The sequence below is a fragment of the Streptomyces sp. NBC_00554 genome (assembly GCF_041431135.1).
Lineage (GTDB): Bacteria > Actinomycetota > Actinomycetes > Streptomycetales > Streptomycetaceae > Streptomyces.
In genome coordinates this window covers 3,130,502-3,147,615 of record NZ_CP107799.1, presented here as the reverse complement: position 1 = coordinate 3,147,615, position 17,114 = coordinate 3,130,502, and the positions used below count along the sequence as shown (strand labels likewise).

The following is a 17,114-nucleotide window of genomic DNA, read 5'->3' as shown; positions in this document are numbered from 1 at the left end:
GTGCGGGGTGGTCGCGAGGGTGGGTGGCTGTGTGCGAAGTCCGCTCGGGTGTGCGGGGTGGTGTCTAGGTTTGGGGTCGTGAAGCTGGTGGTGCAGGTGAAGCTGTTGCCGTCGCCGGAGCAGGTGGCGGCGTTGGAGGCGACCCTGCGTGCCTGCAACCGGGCTGCCGATCATGTCTCCCGCATTGCTTTCGAGACGGGCGTGAGGGACCGCAACGGGCTGCAGAAGCTGGTCTACGCGGACGTCAAGGCTGCGTTCGGGTTGTCGGCGCAGCCGGCGGTGCGGGTGGTGAAGAAGGTTGTGGATGCCTACAGCGCGCTTGCGGCGAGTCTGAAGGCCGGGCGGCTGGGTGGTCCGTCGTCGAAGCGGTACCGCAAGGCGGTCGGTTCGCCGGCCGTTTTCCGGCCGGAGGCGGCGCAGCCGTTCGACGACCGGTGTCTGTCCTGGCAGACGGACGTGCGCACGGTGTCCATCTGGACGGTGGACGGGCGGATGCGCGGCATCCCCTACACCGGTTCAGCAGACCAGCTGAACACGCTGGCCGGGTACCGCAAAGGCGAGTCCGACCTGGTCCGGCGGGGCGGCAAGTGGTTTCTGATCGCGACCTGCGACCTTCCCGATCCCGAGGTGTTCGAGCCGGTGGACTGGGTCGGTGTGGACCGTGGCATCGTCAACCTGGCCACCACCTCCGACGGCACCAACTACCAGGGCCGACGGCTGGCCCGCTACCGGCGCTGGCAAGCCCGCAAACGCGCTGAACTCCAGGCCAAGCGGACCCGTTCGGCCACCCGTCGCATGGCCCGCCGGGCGAAGAAAGAGCAGCGCCATGCCACTCACCTGAATCACGGCATCAGCAAGGAGATCGTGTCCGTCGCGCAACGCACCGGTCGCGGGATCGCCGTCGAGCTGCTGGACGGGATCCGGGACCGGGTACGGCTTCGCCGCGACCAGCGGGGCGCGTTCTCCTCATGGCCGTTTCACCAGTTGGGACAGCACCTCGCCTATAAGGCAAAGATGGCCGGGGTGCCGTTCCTGGAGGTGGATGCGGCTTACACCTCGCAGCGCTGCCCGCGCTGCGGGCACACCGAGAAGGCCAACCGGCCTGACCGGGACCACTTCTGCTGTCGTCGGTGTGGCCTCGCTGGGCCCGCCGACCACGTCGCCGGGGTCAACGTGCGCAACCGCGCACGCTCGGCGTGGGTGTTCGTCACCGCACCCGTCCCCGCACCGGCCTGAACAGGCCGAACCGTGGGGAGATGCGCCCCGTGACCGTCCCGTCGTAGGGGACAGTCGGGAGCGCGACAAGGTGTGAACGACCGAGTGCACAAGCTCGGCCGTCCACGGCCGAGAAGATGACAAGGCTTTTCACACACGCGCACGGGAAGGGGGAAGATGTACTCATGCAGCCACGGAACATGTCCATGAGCGGAGTCGTCGACCTCGCCGCGGTGAAGGCGGCCCAGGAGGCCAAGGCGAAGGCGGAGCAGGCGCGCGCCGAAGCGGCCAGGCAGGGTGGCGGGGGTGTGAGCGGGGGCGTTTCCCCCGCCAGCCTCGTCATCGATGTCGACGAGGCCGGGTTCGAGCGCGACGTCCTGCAGCGCTCCACCGAGGTCCCGGTCGTCATCGACTTCTGGGCCGAGTGGTGTGAGCCGTGCAAGCAGCTCAGCCCGGTGCTCGAGCGGCTGGCCGCCGAATACAACGGACGCTTCGTTCTTGCCAAGATCGACGTCGATGCCAATCAGATGCTGATGCAGCAGTTCGGGATCCAGGGGATCCCGGCCGTCTTCGCGGTGGTCGCCGGGCAGGCGCTGCCGCTCTTCCAGGGTGCGGCGGGCGAGGCCCAGATCCGCGGGACCCTGGACCAGCTCGTGCAGGTCGCCGAGGAGCGCTTCGGGCTGACCGGCCTGGTCGTCGACCCGGACGCCGAGCCCGGGAGCGCCCCGGTGGAGGCTGCCGAAGCACCGGCCGGACCGTACGACGCGCTCCTCGAGGCCGCCGTACAGGCCCTGGACGCGGGCGACTTCGGCGGTGCCGTACAGGCGTACAAGAACGTGCTGAGCGACGACCCGGGCAACACGGAGGCCAAACTCGGTCTTGCCCAGGCCGAGTTGCTCCAGCGGGTGGCTGGCGCCGATCCGCAGCAGGTGCGCAAGGACGCCGCTGAGAAGCTGGGGGACGCGCAGGCGCAGATCGCCGCCGCCGACCTGGATCTCGTGGGTGGGCATGTCGAAGACGCTTTCGGGCGGCTCATCGACGCGGTGCAGCGCACGGCGGGCAGCGACCGGGATGCCGTACGACTGCGGCTGCTGGAGCTTTTCGAGGTGGTCGGCGCCGACGACCCGCGGGTGATCGCGGCGCGCAGGGCGCTGGCCCGGGCGCTGTTCTGACGGGGGCTCCGACGGGTTCTCTGACCTGTTGCTAAACGCCAGGTCGTGTGATGCCCGGGTGAAAGATGTGCCGACGGAGCGAGAAGTGGCCGCGCTTTACCAAATCTTGGTAAACGCGGCCGCTGTTACTTGGAGTAAGTCGGGGGCGTTGTTCTGTCGGATTCTGTCCGAGGATCAACCGGTGTGTCACCCACCTTGGCGCCACCCTGCGTTGTCGACCGATACCGACGGGTCGTTGTTCGGTTATCCGCCCGTTACTAGCCAGTAACGAACCCCCTTGCGGGGGCGGCGAGAATGCACCACGATCGGCGACGCTCGGTCCATTACCCCCTACCCCGACAGCCAATCGGGTCAAGGGGTTTTCTGGGTCCCCACCGAGTAGGGACGGCGACAGTGGTGCCGTCTCTTGGACAGGGGGGTCTTTGCCGTTCGGCAGAGCCTGTCCAGCAGGTTGTGCGTGATGTGCGTCAGGCGCGACCAGTGGTTGTCGCTCGGGGGTGATCGCCAGTGATTCGGGCTCGGTTTGCGCCTGAAAGTACGGGCGCTCTCCTTCCCGAGGACGTAGCACTTCTCCCATCCCTGCCCGGCTGGGCCGCTACAACGGGGCAGTCAGGGCCAGGAGATGTACGTCCGAGAAGGAGGAAATATGGAGTCCCAGGTGCGTGGCGGGACAAGATGGAAGCGCTTCGCTGTGGTCATGGTGCCCAGCGTCGTCGCGGCCGCGGCCGTGGGTGTCGGGCTTGCGCAGGGTGCGCTGGCCGCGTCGTTCAGCGTGTCCGGCCAGCAGTTCAAGGTGCATGTCGACAAGCTGCACGGTGACGGTTTCGCCCAGTACGGTGGCATGGACACCGTCTACACCTCGACCGCAGGTGACAAGCAGACGCAGGTTCCCGTCGCCATCTCGTCGTTCGACGACGCGACCCTGACCAATATGTGCCAGTCGGTTAAGACGACGATCCCTGTCATAAACAAGACGATCTACCTTCGTCTTGACGCGGGGGCCGACCCGAAGAACCCGGTCAAGGCACACAATCTCTACATCGACATGTCGCAGCTCGACGCCGATGCGACGTTCACGAACATCGACATCGGTGTTGCCCTTCAGGACAAGACCCGTGGTCCTGCCGTGAAGGACACGAAGACGACGCTGCCGGGCGGCTTCGCCCAGCAGGCGGAGTCGGCCGACCTGTCGGACGTCGATCAGACGGCGTGGGCGACCTCGGCCGGCACCTTCAAGCTCAGTGGCCTGAAGATGCGCCTCGGCACGAGTGCGGACATGGAGTGCTTCTGACGGCTGCGGCCGTGAGAAGTGACCTTGGACAGCTGAGCTGACCAGGGGGGCGGGGAAGCCTGTGCTTCTCCGCCCCACATGCCCAGCCCGACGCCCGACGGCGGACAACAAACTCAGACTTTCCGGCTTCTCCACGCCAACGGCCGAGCCGGTACGTACTTCAACCGGACCCAGGGAGCTGTTTTCCATGAGTGCCGAGACTCCGGTCCAGAGCGCCGGGTACTTCACCCACGCGCGTCTGCGATTCCGGGCCTGGCGGGGCGCCCGGCCGTTCTGGGCGGGTCTGTTCACCCTGCTCGGCGGTGTGCCGATCGCCTACTTCCCGTACGCCACCCTCAAGTTGGGCACCATGTCGGTCGCCATGGCGACCACCGCGGGTGCCGGCTCCCTCATCATCGGCGTACTGCTGTTCACGCTCGGCCTGACGATGTGGTTCCAGCAGGCCACACGCATCTTCGCCGGCGTCGCGGCGATCGTCCTCGCCCTGGTGTCCCTGGTGGTCTCCAACATCGGCGGCTTCATCGTGGGCTTCCTGCTGGCGATGCTCGGCGGCGCGCTCTCCGTCTCCTGGATGCCCGCCGACGCGTCGGCCGACGGCACGAAGGCCAAGCGGTCCCGTAAGCACGCGGGGTATGCGAAGGAAGCGCCCGCTCCCGCCGAGGCCGATGCCGCAGGCACGACCGACGCGGGCGCGCCGGAGTCGGACCAGCACCTGCCCGAGAGCGCCTCTGCCGACAACGGCAATGGGGGGTACCGTGCCGACTGACGAGGTGTCCCAGGGTGACTCCGAGGCTCAGCCCCGTGTGAGAACCGGGCCGCGTCACGCCGCTCCCAAGAAGCCGTTGTCCACCAGGTTCCACATGCCCGCCGGCAAGGCGATAGCCTTCGCGGCCATGCCGACCGCCGTCCTCATGGGCATAGGTCTCACGCCGACGCTCGCCAACGCCGAGGACCAGCCGACCACCTCGAAGAGTCTGACGGCCGAGGAGTACCAGGCCTGCGTCGAGCTCCTGGACGGGGCCGAGGACGGCACGGACGCGTCCGCCAGCGCGACGCCGTCCGCCTCGGCGAGCGCTTCGGAGTCCGCGGACGAGACCGAGCCGAGCCCTTCGGCCACGGCGACCTCGGGTGAGGGCGACACCTCTTCGTCGGATTCAGGTTCCGACGACGAGGCCGAGCCCACCCCGTCGGCGTCCGCGACCAAGACGTCCGAGAGCAGCGACAGCAGCGCGGACACGGTTACGGCGACCCCCTCGGCGTCCGAGACCAGCAGCAACCCGCTGGACCCGCTGGGCATCGGCGACGCCATCAAGGACATCCTCACGCCCGACGAGACGGCGAGCGCCACCCCCACGCCGTCCGCCAGCGCCTCGGCGAGCGCGAGCGAGGACACGTCGGGCAGCGACAGCTCCGGCACCGTCAAGGACACGGCCGACAAGGTCACCGAGACGGTCGAGGACACCGTGAAGGACGCCACCGACACGGCGTCCCAGGCGGCCGAGGACAGCGCGGAGGCGGCCAAGGAGGCGGCGGACGAGGCCACTTCGTCGGCCAGCCCCAGCCCGTCCGCGAGCGCCAGTACGGACGCCGCCGACTGCCCGATCTCCACCGACGAAGAGGGCAACGTCGACAACCCGGTGATCCTGCCCAACGATCCCTGGTACCTCAACGCCAGTTCCCTGCTGCTCAAGGGTGCCGACTACCAGGGTGTCGTGAAGGTGAAGACCGCCGACGGCACGGTCAAGAGGGTCCTGAAGTACGTGATCTCCGACGGCACCGACATCGGCGATCTGCACCAGACGGTGATCGACAAGCATGCGGGCGCGACCTACCACGTCCAGGCGGACGAGGGCACGACGTCCACCATCCGTGACGGCGACACGGTCATGTACACGGAGAGCATCTCCGGCAAGCTGTTCGGCCTGATACCGATCACGTTCGACCCGGACAACCCGCCCCCGCTGAACATCCCGCTGATCTACTTCACCGACGTGAAGGTCGTCCAGGCCGGCCAGTTCGGCGGAACGCTGACCATCCCCGGGATGAGCACGTACCAGACCGAGGACTGAGCACGGCCCAGAGCCCATCCGGGAGCCGCACATAGGGCTGTGGCCCGGTTCTTCCGCTCACGCGGAGGTGCCGGGCCACAGTCATTGCGGGTCCTCTGCCCCCGGGCCACTCCTTTAAAGGCTGTTTACAACTTTCACAACTTCCCCATAGAGTGAATTTGCCGTGAGCATGACCAGCCACGGCACGGGGGCGGCACCGGGGAAAGCATGACCAGCGCGCGATGCGCTGGGGCGTGTGCGCGTGCGTGTCCCCCGCCGACCTCATCAGCGAGGGGCATCACTCCATGTTCACTCTCGTCAGCCGCTCGGTACGCCGGGCGGCGGTGCTCGCGGCCGCAGTCGCCGTGACCGCCGCACTGGCGGTGACGACGGCGACGGTCGCACAGACCTCGCCCTCCGCGCCGGACTCCGCAGAGGCCGCGCACACCGACCAGGCGCCGCTGGTCCAGCAGGCGGCCGCCGACGGTACAGGCCTCTTCCCGCTCATCGGCCTCGACAAGAACGGCCGTCTCTTCGATCACGAGGCCAAGGGCACCGGTGGTTTCGCGGCCAAGTTCGACCTGGGTGGCGGCTACGCCGGTGCGACCCTGCTCGCCCAGGCCAACATCTCGAACAACCTGACAGGTACCGACCTGTACGCCGTGATCGACGGCACGCTGTACTACACCGCCGAACGCGGCAACGACACCAAGGTGCTCGGAACCGGCTGGGACCAGTACACCCTGCTCATCTCCGTGGGCAACATGGGCGGCACCGCCCACCCTGACTTGCTCGCCCGCGACACGACCGGCGCGCTCTGGCTCTACCAGGGCAAAGCCGACGGCACGTTGTCCACCAGAGTGCTGGTCCGCTCAGTCGGCTGGAACGGCATGGACAAACTCGCCGGCCGGGGTGACTACACCGGCGACGGCAAGGCCGACGTGATCGCCCGATCCACGGCTGGTGCCCTCTACGTCTACCCGGGCAGCGGCACCGCCACGGCCGAAGCGGTGTTCGCCAACACCCGCTACATCGTGCCCGCTCCCACCGGCGGGGCGTGGGCGGACTACACCAATCTCGTCTCTGTGGGCGACAACGATGGCGACGGCAAGACCGACCTGATCGGCGTGGACAGCGCGGGCGTGCTGTGGCTGTTCAAGGGCACCGGCACGGCCACGGCCCCCTTCGCACCGCGCACGCAGATCGGCGGCAGTGGCTGGGGTTACAACCTGCTCTTCTGAGTAGTTCCGGCCAGCCCCTTCGCCCCCCAACTTCCTCTCAGCAGAACGGCTGACACTTCCGCATGCGTACACACGCACGTCCGGTTGCGCAGAGACGCCGGACCATGTTCCGCCGGGCCCCGGGCAGATGGTCCCGGCTCCTGACCACCACGGCCCTGGCCACCGCCACCGCGATCGCCATCACCGGCGGCCAACTCCCCAGCCTGGACCGCCAACAGGCCGCGGCCACCACTGACGACCCCACCGTCCCGACCCTCTTCGACCTGGAGAACACCCAGCAGGTCCGCGAGGACCAGTGCCTCCTCAACGGTGTCTTACGCAAGGGCGGTCCGGCGACGAAGGAGGTCGCACGGGCAGGACTCAGCGGCACGGAAGCGCAGCTGCACACGGCTGCCAATCGGGAGTACTGGACCGCCACGCCGCTTGCCACGTCCTACAAGACGGACCGGGCAGTGGCCGACACCAAGCTGGATGAGCTCGCCGGCCGCCCAGACGTGTGGGAGGAATCCCTCGCGATTCCGTCCATGAGCACACCGCCGGGTTATACGAAGACCGGTTTCGAGTGGGTGGAGAGCGACGCCAATCCCTTCGACACGATCAATCTGAGCAGCTGGGTAGCCGCCCAGTACTGGAAGCGTGACAGCGACCTCTACACCGACTCCCATCCCATGGCGAGCCAGGAGTCCGTCGACGCGGCCACGGCGATCTACAACGCCCGCTACGACGAGGACGCGCACGAGGACTACGAGGACCGCCAGGCTTGGGAGTCCATGCAGTTCATGCATGGCATGTACGCCGATGACGCGCGCCTTTTCCTCCAGTACGGCGGATTCCCCACCACCGCTCCCGACCCGGACTCGATGGAGTTCCGGATCGACGTCGAGAACCTCAAAGCCCGGTTCGCGTCCTGCGCATATACCAACCCGCCGGACCCGCATGAGGTGCTGGGCACCGAGCTGGCCGTGGCCGCCACCGAGTGGCAGGACGAACTCGCCGGCCAGAAGAGCCAGCGGGACGCCATCATCAAGGCCGAGACCCAGGCCAACGCCGATCTGTCGATGGCCTCGCAGGCGCTCGGCGAGGCGCTTGCCCAGTCGCTGATCGCCGACCGGCTGACCGACTGGCAGGCGTACTGGACCAAGCAGAAGCCGGCCGACCACCCCATCTTCTACCCCACGGCGGCTGAGTTCGCCCAGGTCAAGAAGTGGATTGCGAACGCGCAGGGGCGTGCCTCGGGTCGTCTCTTCGTGGCGTCCCGCGCCGCGCTCTCCGCCAAGGCGCAAGGGGCGAAGGTCACCAAGGCGCAGACCGAGGCGTACGCCATAGCCGATGCTGCCGGTCTGCCGCGCGGCAGGGGTCTGATGTACGGGCAGCAGGCCGCGCAGGTGACCATGGCGTCAGCGGCGGCCGCGCAGGCGGCGGCGAAGGCCACGGAGACGGCGTTCAACGCCACCCGCGCCTCGGCCGCCGACAGCAAGACGCTGAACGCGCTGGCCAACACCCAGGCGCATGCCGCGAAGGCCGAGTTCCGGCGCAAGGCCGCCGAGGAGGCTGCCGCCCAGGCGAAGGCCGCTTCGGAGGGCGCCGCCGCGCAGGCCGCGGAGGCCGCGAAGCACGCGTCCGAGGCGAAGGCCGCCGAGAACAGGGCCAAGGCCGCTGAGCAGACCGCGAAGAACGCGGCGGCGGACGCCAAGACCAAGCGGCAGAAGGCCGAGACCGAGCGCGACTACGCCAAATCGCAGAAGGAACTGGCCGAGAAGGAACGCAAGAAGGCGCAGGACGCCGAGGCGATCGCTCAGTCCCAGCGTCAGGTCGCGGCCGACAAGCTGACCGCGGCCCAGACAGCGGGGAAGACGGCGTCCGATCGGAAGGACGACGCCCTGGCCGCCGAGAACAAGGCAGCGAAGGCACGTGACAAGGCGCTCGAAGCCGAGAGCGACCGGGACACCGCGGCTGCCAAGGCCGCAGCGCTGGAGGCCAAGGCCGAGGCGGACGAGGGCACATCGGCGGCCGAGGCGTCACGGAAGGCGGCCACCGACGCGCGGGCCGCGGCCGACGGCGCCACCACGGCCGCGACAAAGGCTCGCCAGGCGGCCGACGACGCGACTCAGGCGGCAGCCGATGCACGAGCAGCCGCGACCCGCGCCCAGGGCGCGGCCAAGCGCTCCCAGTCGGCGGCCGACGGTGCCAAACGTGACGTGGCCATCACCAATGCAGCCGTGACGAAGGCTCACGCTGCCGCCGCCGCCGCCATCGACGCGTCCATGGCGGCGAAGTGGAACGCGATCGCGGCGAAGTCGGAAGCAGAGACGGCCCAGAAAGCCGCCGTGAAGGCCAAGGGCGACGCACTGGTCGCGCGCTCCGAAGCCGTGCTCGCAGGCGCCGACTCGATTCGCGCAGCGGGGCACGCCTACTCCACCGCGCAGGCCGCTACGGCAGCCCGTGACTCGGCCGCCCAGGTCGTCAAGCCGGCCAACGACGCCATCGAGCTCGGTTCCCCGTACGCGGAAACCGACTCCTCGGCGGGCCTCGCCGTGCTGACAGGTCAGGCTTCCAAGACGGCGGCCCAGCAGCAGGCCGCGCTGGCCAACGCCAAGGCGGCCGAGGCGGCGAAGGCCGCGGCGCTGGCCAAGACAGTGGCCGCCCAGGCGGGTGCCGACGCGAAGGCGGCGGCGCAGGCAGCGGCCGACGCGGCCGGATACGCGGCGAGTGCGACCAAGTCCGCGGCCGAAGCCCAGGCTTCGTCCGACGCTGCGGCGGCCTCCGCCAAGGCGGCGAAGAAGTCGGAGGCCAACACGGTCGAGTACGACCGGCAGGCCACCGAGGATGCCGCGGCGGCGCAGAGGGCGGCCGACTCGGCCGGCGGGTACGCGTCGGACGCCGACTCGGCGGCCACGGACGCCGAGCGGGACGCGGCGAGCGCCCGAGGCGCGGCAACCGCGGCAGAGGCCGACGCGGGCACCGCGCGTGATGTCGCCGACCAGGCCGAGGCCGATGCGACCGTGGCCGAGAAGGCTGCGGCGAACGCCCAGCAGTCCGCCAAGGAGGCCCAGGACGCAGCCACCCGCACCGAGAACGCCAAGGCCCGCGAGGACCTGACCAAGGGGGGTGCCACTGGCATCGGCGGCCTTTTCACCAGGCAGAAGGTCACGCCGCTCGGTGACCCGGTGGCGATGAACGAATGTGTGCTGGACGGCACCCCCTGGGACAGCTGTGACGTCAAGTTCAAGATGCGGTACGACCTGAAGGTCGACTTCTACCTGTGCCAGGGCTCGACCGACCTCGAAGTATCCGCGTCAACCTGCCCGACCGAGAACGTGACCTGGCTCGGCAGCGAGACGTACGAGGACCAGACGGCCTACATGACGAAGACCTTCACCACCTGGGACGTAACCAAGATGGTGGACAGGATCTTCCTGAACGTCCTGTGGGACATCTTTGTCCAGGACTTCATCGACTGCTCCAAGGGCGATGTCAGCGGCTGTGCCTGGGCGGCGAGCAACTTCGTCCCGGGCAAACTGATCGAGGACGCGGCGTTGGCGCTACGCGGCTTGGACGCGGCGCTGAAGACCGGGGTCGGGGTGGGCGACGCGATCAAGGCTCTGAAGAAGCTGGACCTGGACCCGCAGGTGCTGGCGGCCATAGAGCTGCAGGTCAACATCCTTGAGGACGCCCTCACTGCATGCAGGGTCAACAGCTTCCCCGGCAGCACCCAGGTGCTGATGGCGGACGGCTCACGTAGGGCGATCAGTGAGGTGCGGGAGGGCGACCGACTGTTGGCGAGCGACCCCGAAACGGGGGAGCTGCGGCCCCAGCCGGTTACCGATACATTCCGGCACGACACCGAGCGACTGGTGGACATCACTGTGGCCGGCGATGGTCGGCTCACCAGCACAGTGGGTCACAGGTTCTACGTCACCGGCCGTGGCTGGACGGTGGTTTCCGACCTGCGTCTGGGCGACCGGTTGCGAACTCCGGATGGTTCCGTGCAGCCCGTGACGGCTTTGCGGGATCGTTCGGGCCTGGCTCCGCGCGAGGTCTACGACCTGACGGTGGGTGGTCTGCACACGTTCTTTGTGCGTACCGACGGGGTACGGCCGCAGGACGTTCTCGTCCACAACTGCTTGAACATCGTCGGTGACGAGGGTGTTAGCGGCGCTCACACCCTGAGGGATCACGTGATCCCCGACGCAGCTGCGCAACTGAGGGCGGACAAGTATGGAATCGCGACGAAATGGAGGGACCAGGAAACGGCCGCACGCGCCATCGACAAGGCGTTCCAGCAGTGGGTCACGCGGGGGAGCAACGCCAAGACCCTGGCGAACTGGATGACCAAGCAGGCTCAGCGAGGAGGCGCCTTCGATCCCACCATCGACCTCAAGGAGATCCGATGGCAGGTCAGGGACGAAGGTCAACTCGGCACGGTGTTCCGTCGCGACGGCTCCGGAGGTGTCCCGACCGGCAATACCGTGGTGATCCAGCTGAAGTACGTCAAGACACATGCACAGAAGTTCGTCGTCTACACGTCCTACCCGGAGTAAGAAAGCGATCATGGCCCATTCATACGAGGGGTGCGACGAGGACTTCGGACTCAGTGGTCTCACGCAGAAGGTGCGTTACCCGACGCTGTTTCCGGACGAGACCGAAGCGCTCCGCCTCGTCGAGCGGATGGCAGGCTACTTCGACGGGGCGAACGCTGGGCGGTTGTTGGAGGACGTCCAGCTGCTACTGGCGTCCTCGCTGCCCGACGAGGTGATCGTCACGTTGTGGCTGGCTGCGACGCGCAGGTACTTCGACCCGGTTGCCCACGGCCTCGACGGCCGTGCATGGTTGAACCGGATCGCCGATGTGTGCGTCGCCCGGATCCGGCTGGACGATCCCTCTTTCGTCCTCCCCGCCGCCCCCGAGCCCGTTGGGGACCAGGGGGTGCGGGCGGCAGTTCTGGAGGAGATCCGGGGAGTCTCACCGGCTCTGACGAAGGCGGCTGTAACCAGCCTCTATGCTCCCGCGCTCCCGGACGTCGTGCCGGCGCTGGAGCGGGCTGTTGCCGAGGTTGGCGCCGACCTGGCATTCCGGCTCTTCCTGCGCGCCATGAAGGCGTACTTCGTGCCGATCAGCGAGGCCCGGCACAGCCGGTTCCTTTTGCTCGGTGAGATGTTGGGTTACCACGAGTTCGTCGTCGACGACGGCTGTCTGAACGTCTGGGACGACCTAGTGGACTGACCGCGACACCAAATACTGAGGGCGCCCCCTGCGCACAGGGAGCGCCCTCAACGTCGTACAAGCACCGCAGGTCAGGCCGTGCGGGCGCTTTCGCCCAAGTGGTGTACCCGGACCATGTTGGTGGTGCCCGGGACCCCGGGAGGCGAGCCGGCCGTCATGACGACGACGTCGCCGTCGTTGAAGACGTTGAGCTGCTGGAGTTGCTGGTCGACGAGGTCGACCATTTCGTCGGTGCTGTGGACGAAGGGGACGACGTGGGACTCGACGCCCCAGCTCAGGGTGAGCTGGTTGCGGGTGCCCTCGTCCGTGGTGAAGGCCAGGATCGGCTGGGAGGCGCGGTAGCGGGAGAGACGGCGGGCGGTGTCGCCGGACTTGGTGAAGGCGACCAGGCCCTTGCCGCCGAGGAAGTCGGCGATCTCGCAGGCGGCGCGGGCGACCGAACCGCCCTGCGTGCGCGGCTTCTTGCCGGGGACCAGGGGCTGCAGGCCCTTGGAGAGGAGCTCCTGCTCGGCCGCCACGACGATCTTCGACATCGTCTTGACCGTCTCGATCGGGTACGCGCCCACGGACGACTCGGCGGACAGCATGACCGCGTCGGCGCCGTCGAGGATCGCGTTGGCGACATCCGAGGCCTCGGCGCGCGTCGGGCGGGAGTTGGTGATCATCGACTCCATCATCTGGGTCGCGACGATCACCGGCTTGGCGTTGCGGCGGCACAGCTCCACGAGGCGCTTCTGCACCATCGGGACCTTCTCGAGCGGGTACTCGACGGCCAGGTCGCCACGGGCCACCATGACGGCGTCGAAGGCCGCGACGACGCCCTCCATGTTGTCGACCGCCTGCGGCTTCTCCACCTTGGCGATGACGGGGACCCGACGGCCCTCCTCGTCCATCACCTTGTGGACGTCGTTCACGTCGTGGGCGTCGCGCACGAAGGACAGGGCGACCATGTCGCAGCCCATGTTCAGGGCGAAGCGCAGGTCCTCGACGTCCTTGTCGGACAGCGCGGGCACGTTCACGGCCGTACCCGGCAGGTTGATGCCCTTGTGGTCGGAGATCACGCCGCCCTCGACGACGATCGACTTGACCCGGGGGCCCTCGACCTCGACGACCCGCAGCTCGACGTTGCCGTCGTTGATGAGGATCTGGTCGCCCTTGGAGACGTCGCCGGGCAGGCCCTTGTAGGTCGTGCCGCAGATCGACTTGTCGCCCGGAACGTCCTCGGTGGTGATGGTGAACTCGTCACCGCGCACCAGCTCGACGGGCCCCTCGGCGAAGGTCTCCAGGCGGATCTTCGGGCCCTGGAGGTCGGCGAGCACACCGATGGCCTTGCCGGTCTCGGCCGAGGCGGCCCGGACACGGTCGTACCGGCCCTGGTGCTCGGCGTGAGTGCCGTGGCTGAAGTTGAAGCGGGCCACGTTCATGCCAGCCTCGATCAGCGCGACGAGCTGCTCGTGGGAGTCGACCGCGGGGCCGAGAGTACAGACGATTTTCGAACGGCGCATAGGGCGATCCTATCGGTTTGTTTCGCTACGGAATATTCCGTCTGGTGGAAGATACAAATGGGCGGGTACGTGCTCAGGCGTGGACCTCGGAGGCCCCTCCGGCGTCCGCGCCGCCCACCAGTGCGTACGTCTGTGTCGCGATCTCCAGTTCCTCGTCCGTCGGCACCACGGCGACCGCCACGCGCGCGTACTGCGGCGAGATGAGCCTGGGCCCATCCGCTCGTGCGGCGTTCAGGTCGCCGTCGACCGCCAGGCCCAGCTCCTCAAGCCCGGCGATCGCGGCCTCGCGCACCGGGGCGGCGTTCTCCCCGACTCCGGCGGTGAAGGCGATGGCGTCCACCCGGCCGAGGACCGCGTAGTAGGCGCCGATGTACTTCTTCAAGCGGTGGATGTAGATGTCGAAGGCGAGCCGGGCCTGCTCGTCACCCTCGTCGACACGACGGCGGATCTCGCGCATGTCGTTGTCGCCGCACAGGCCGATCAGGCCGCTCTTCTTGTTCAGCAAAGTGTCGATCTCGTCGGTGGACAACCCGCCAACGCGCATCAAATGGAAGATGACCGCCGGATCCAGGTCCCCGGAACGGGTCCCCATCACAAGCCCCTCCAAGGGCGTGAGCCCCATCGAGGTGTCCACGCACCGCCCGCCCCGCACCGCGGAGGCCGACGCCCCGTTGCCGAGGTGCAGCACGATGACGTTCACCTCCTCCGGCGCCTTGCCCAGGAGCTCCGCGGTCGCCCGGGACACGTACGCGTGCGAGGTGCCGTGGAACCCGTACCGGCGGATGCGGTACTCGTCGGCGGTCTTCACATCGATCGCGTAGCGCGCCGCGGACTCCGGCATCGTCGTGTGGAACGCGGTGTCGAAGACGGCGACCTGGGGGAGGTCGGGGCGCAGTGCCATGGCGGTACGGATGCCGGTGAGGTTCGCCGGGTTGTGCAGCGGGGCCACCGGGATCAGCCGCTCGATCTCGGCGAGTACGGCGTCGTCGATGACCGTCGGATCGGTGAAGGTCTTGCCGCCGTGCACGACCCGGTGGCCGATCGCGGCCAGCTCGGGGGAGTCGAGGCCCAGCCCGTCCTTGGCCAGTTCCGCGGCTACGGCCTTGAGGGCGGCCTCGTGGTCGGCGATGGGCGCGACGGTCTCGCGGGACTCGCCACCGAGCAGCGGCGTGTGCTTGAGCCTGCTGGTCTCCTCGCCGATGCGCTCGACCAGACCCATGGCCAGCCGGCTGCTGTCCCGCATGTCGAGCAGCTGGTACTTCACCGACGAGGAGCCGGAGTTGAGGACGAGGACGCGGGTGGCGCTCACAGCTGGGACACCTTCTGGTCGGGGCTCTGGGCCTGGATCGCCGTGATGGCGACGGTGTTCACGATGTCCTGGACGAGCGCGCCGCGGGACAGGTCGTTGACGGGCTTGCGCAGGCCCTGGAGGACCGGGCCCACCGCGATCGCGCCGGCCGAGCGCTGCACGGCCTTGTAGGTGTTGTTGCCGGTGTTGAGGTCAGGGAAGATCAGCACCGACGCCTGCCCGGCGACCTCCGAGTCCGGCATCTTGGTGGCCGCGACGGACGGCTCGACGGCCGCGTCGTACTGGATCGGCCCCTCGATCCGCAGATCGCCGCGGCGCAGCCGTACCAGCTCGGTCGCCTCGCGCACCTTGTCGACGTCGGCGCCCGAACCGGACGTACCCGTCGAGTACGACAGCATCGCGATCCGCGGCTCGACGCCGAACTGCTGGGCGGTGGCGGCCGACTGGATGGCGATGTCGCAGAGCTGCTCGGCGTTCGGGTCCGGGTTGACCGCGCAGTCGCCGTAGACGAGCACCTTGTCGGCGAGGCACATGAAGAAGACGGACGACACGATCTTCGTGTCCGGCTTGGTCTTGATGATCTCGAAGGCGGGCCGGATGGTGGCGGCGGTGGAGTGCACGGAGCCGGAGACCATGCCGTCGGCGAGACCCTCCTGCACCATCAGCGTGCCGAAGTAGTTCACGTCGGCGACGACGTCGTACGCCAGCTCGATGCTCACGCCCCGGTGGGCGCGCAGCTCGGCGTACTTCTCGGCGAACCGGTCGCGCAGTTGGGAGGTCGCCGGGTCGATGAGCTGGGTGGCGCCCAGGTCGATGCCGAGGTCGGCGGCCTTCTTGCGGATCTGGTCGAGGGGGCCGAGCAGCGTCAGGTCGCAGACGCCCCGGCGCAGCAGTACCTCGGCGGCGTGCAGGACGCGCTCCTCGGTGCCTTCGGGCAGCACGACGCGGCGCTTGTCGGAGCGGGCCTGCTCCAGGAGCTTGTGCTCGAACATCATCGGTGTGAGGCGGTCGCTGCTCGGCGCGGAGACCCGCTTGAGGAGGTCGGTCGTGTCCACGTACCGCTCGAACAGGCCGAGCGCCGTCTCCGCCTTCCGCGGTGTGGCGGCGTTCAACTTCCCTTCCAGGCCGAAGAGTTCGGTGGCGGTGGGGAAGGAGTTCCCGGCCACCGAGACGACCGGGGTGCCGGGGGCGAGGCGGGCCGCGAGGGTGAGGATCTCGTCGGTGGGCCGCTCGTTCAGGGTGAGCAGTACGCCGGCGATGGGCGGGGTGCCCGCGCTGTGCGCGGCGAGTGAGCCGATGACCAGGTCGGCGCGGTCGCCGGGGGTGACGACCAGGCAGCCGGGGGTCAGGGCGTTGAGAAAGTTCGGCAGCATCGCGCCGCCGAAGACGAAGTCGAGCGCGTCACGGGCGAGGCCCGCTTCGTCGCCGAGGAGCACTGTGCCGCCGAGGGCCTGGGTGATCTGCGCGACGGTGGGCGCGGAGAGCGCGGGCTCGTCCGGGAGCACGTAACAGGGCACCGGGAGACGGCTGTCGAGCCGCTCGTGTATCCCGGCGCGGTCGGCCGGGGCGACCCGGTTCACGATCATCGCGAGGACGTCGCAGCCGAGTCCGTCGTACGCGCGGTAGGCGTTGCGGGTCTCGGCGCGCACGGACTCGGAGGTCTGCCCGCGACCGCCGACGACCGGGATGACGGACGCGCCGAACTCGTTTGCAAGCCGGGCGTTGAGCGCCAGCTCGTCGGGGAACTGCGTGTCGGCGAAGTCGGTGCCGAGGACGAGGACGACGTCGTAGTCACGGGCGACGAGATGAAAACGGTCGACCAGCGTGGACACCAGCTCGTCCGCCCCCTGCTCGGCCTGGAGCGCGGACGCCTCGTGGTAGTCCATGCCGTAGACCGTCGCCGGGTCCTGGGCGAGGCGGTAGCGGGCGCGCAGCAGCTCGAAGAGCCGGTCCGGACCGTCGTGCACGAGTGGACGGAACACCCCCACCCGGTCGACCTGGCGGGTCAGGAGTTCCATGACCCCCAGCTCGACGACCTGGCGGCCGTCGCCGCGGTCGATCCCGGTCACGTACACGCTGCGCGTCACGCGTGTTCTCCATCCGTTTCGTC

At 68.5% G+C, this 17,114-nt stretch carries 11 protein-coding genes; 8 read left to right on the top strand and 3 right to left on the bottom strand.

What is annotated here, in order from left to right:
- Nucleotides 1-78 precede the first annotated feature (78 nt).
- From OG266_RS13470 to OG266_RS13435, 8 genes are all read left to right on the top strand, one after another.
- Nucleotides 79-1,236 carry a transposase gene (locus tag OG266_RS13470; protein ID WP_266454137.1) on the top strand — a complete coding sequence of 386 codons (1,158 nt, stop codon included), beginning with the start codon at nt 79-81 and terminating at the stop codon, nt 1,234-1,236.
- Between the two features lie 164 nt (nt 1,237-1,400).
- Nucleotides 1,401-2,387, top strand: a complete 987-nt coding sequence (locus OG266_RS13465; RefSeq protein WP_371545804.1) for a tetratricopeptide repeat protein — start codon at nt 1,401-1,403, stop codon at nt 2,385-2,387.
- Nucleotides 2,388-3,033: 646 nt separating this feature from the next.
- Nucleotides 3,034-3,678, top strand: a complete 645-nt coding sequence (locus OG266_RS13460) for a DUF6230 family protein (RefSeq protein WP_266454134.1) — start codon at nt 3,034-3,036, stop codon at nt 3,676-3,678.
- Nucleotides 3,679-3,865: 187 nt separating this feature from the next.
- Nucleotides 3,866-4,444: a DUF6114 domain-containing protein gene (locus tag OG266_RS13455; protein ID WP_266454132.1), complete on the top strand. Its 579-nt coding sequence runs from the start codon at nt 3,866-3,868 to the stop codon at nt 4,442-4,444.
- Nucleotides 4,434-5,747, top strand: coding sequence for a hypothetical protein (locus OG266_RS13450; protein WP_371545802.1), 1,314 nt, complete (start codon nt 4,434-4,436; stop codon nt 5,745-5,747). Before OG266_RS13455 ends, OG266_RS13450 begins: the two co-directional genes overlap by 11 nt.
- A 284-nt stretch (nt 5,748-6,031) precedes the next feature.
- A complete protein-coding gene (locus OG266_RS13445) occupies nt 6,032-6,967 on the top strand; it encodes a VCBS repeat-containing protein (RefSeq protein ID WP_266454128.1) in 936 nt (311 codons plus the stop codon).
- A gap of 104 nt (nt 6,968-7,071) precedes the next feature.
- Nucleotides 7,072-11,508 carry a polymorphic toxin-type HINT domain-containing protein gene (locus OG266_RS13440; protein WP_371545799.1) on the top strand — a complete coding sequence of 1,479 codons (4,437 nt, stop codon included), beginning with the start codon at nt 7,072-7,074 and terminating at the stop codon, nt 11,506-11,508.
- Nucleotides 11,509-11,518: 10 nt separating this feature from the next.
- Nucleotides 11,519-12,190 carry a hypothetical protein gene (locus OG266_RS13435; protein ID WP_371545797.1) on the top strand — a complete coding sequence of 224 codons (672 nt, stop codon included), beginning with the start codon at nt 11,519-11,521 and terminating at the stop codon, nt 12,188-12,190.
- 71 nt (nt 12,191-12,261) lie between these two features.
- Here the strand turns inward: OG266_RS13435 and pyk are convergent, their stop codons facing one another.
- From pyk to pta, 3 genes are all read right to left on the bottom strand, one after another.
- Nucleotides 12,262-13,695 carry a pyruvate kinase gene (gene pyk / locus OG266_RS13430; protein ID WP_371545796.1) on the bottom strand — a complete coding sequence of 478 codons (1,434 nt, stop codon included), beginning with the start codon at nt 13,693-13,695 and terminating at the stop codon, nt 12,262-12,264.
- 73 nt (nt 13,696-13,768) lie between these two features.
- Nucleotides 13,769-15,004, bottom strand: a complete 1,236-nt coding sequence (locus OG266_RS13425; RefSeq protein ID WP_266454123.1) for an acetate kinase — start codon at nt 15,002-15,004, stop codon at nt 13,769-13,771.
- On the bottom strand, nt 15,001-17,091 hold the full coding sequence (pta, locus tag OG266_RS13420) for a phosphate acetyltransferase (protein ID WP_266454122.1): 2,091 nt from the start codon (nt 17,089-17,091) through the stop codon (nt 15,001-15,003). Before pta ends, OG266_RS13425 begins: the two co-directional genes overlap by 4 nt.
- Nucleotides 17,092-17,114 lie beyond the last annotated feature (23 nt).

What these genes read in the sequence shown, in the direction of transcription:
- OG266_RS13465 (WP_371545804.1), top strand. Translation starts at nt 1,401, where the DNA reads ATGCAGCCACGGAACATGTCCATGAGCGGAGTCGTCGACCTCGCCGCG.
- OG266_RS13460 (WP_266454134.1), top strand. Translation starts at nt 3,034, where the DNA reads ATGGAGTCCCAGGTGCGTGGCGGGACAAGATGGAAGCGCTTCGCTGTG.
- OG266_RS13455 (WP_266454132.1), top strand. Translation starts at nt 3,866, where the DNA reads ATGAGTGCCGAGACTCCGGTCCAGAGCGCCGGGTACTTCACCCACGCG.
- OG266_RS13445 (WP_266454128.1), top strand. Translation starts at nt 6,032, where the DNA reads ATGTTCACTCTCGTCAGCCGCTCGGTACGCCGGGCGGCGGTGCTCGCG.
- OG266_RS13440 (WP_371545799.1), top strand. Translation starts at nt 7,072, where the DNA reads ATGTTCCGCCGGGCCCCGGGCAGATGGTCCCGGCTCCTGACCACCACG.
- OG266_RS13435 (WP_371545797.1), top strand. Translation starts at nt 11,519, where the DNA reads ATGGCCCATTCATACGAGGGGTGCGACGAGGACTTCGGACTCAGTGGT.
- pyk (WP_371545796.1), bottom strand. Translation starts at nt 13,695, where the DNA reads ATGCGCCGTTCGAAAATCGTCTGTACTCTCGGCCCCGCGGTCGACTCC.